Consider the following 576-nt stretch of genomic DNA (forward strand, 5'->3'; position numbering starts at 1 on the left):
CTGTGGTTCGCCGACAACAAGGGCCTCGCCACCGGTATCGCAGTCGCCGGTTTCGGCTTGGCCAAAGCCATTGCCAGTCCGGTGATGGAATACCTGATCGGCTCGATCGGCCTGGTGAACATGTTCTATACGCTCGCCGTGGTTTACGCGATAATGATGCTCGTGGGATTCCTGCTCATACGCCGCCCCGCCGGCTGGGTCTATGATCCCGCGACCTCCTATGTCAGCCGCGTCTCGATTCTTAAGAAACCCGTGTTCTGGGGCATCTGGCTCGCCTTCTACATCAACATCACCTGTGGTCTAGCTCTTATCAGCCAAGAGAAAGACATCCTGCATGATGCGCTGAAGGCGTTCCCGCAGTACGCTCCGCTAAGCCCGAGCGCGTTCGCGGCCGCCATTTCCGGCATTATCGGTTTGGTGCTCGCCGTGGATTCCGTGTTCAACACCGTCGGCCGCGTGGGCTTCTCCACGCTGTCCGATCACCTCAAGCGCCGCGAAACCGTATATCAGGTGATTTTCGTGATATCGATCGCCGTATGCCTGCTGCAGGTTTGCACTAACAGTATCGACCGCGCT

General features: G+C 58.2%; 1 protein-coding gene. It reads left to right on the plus strand.

Annotated elements, in window-relative coordinates:
• A partial coding sequence (locus IE142_RS35600; RefSeq protein WP_191889493.1) for an MFS transporter occupies positions 1-576 on the plus strand: 576 nt, incomplete at both ends.

The organism is Streptomyces mutabilis, from assembly GCF_014649815.1.
GTDB classification, from domain to species: domain Bacteria; phylum Actinomycetota; class Actinomycetes; order Streptomycetales; family Streptomycetaceae; genus Streptomyces; species Streptomyces mutabilis.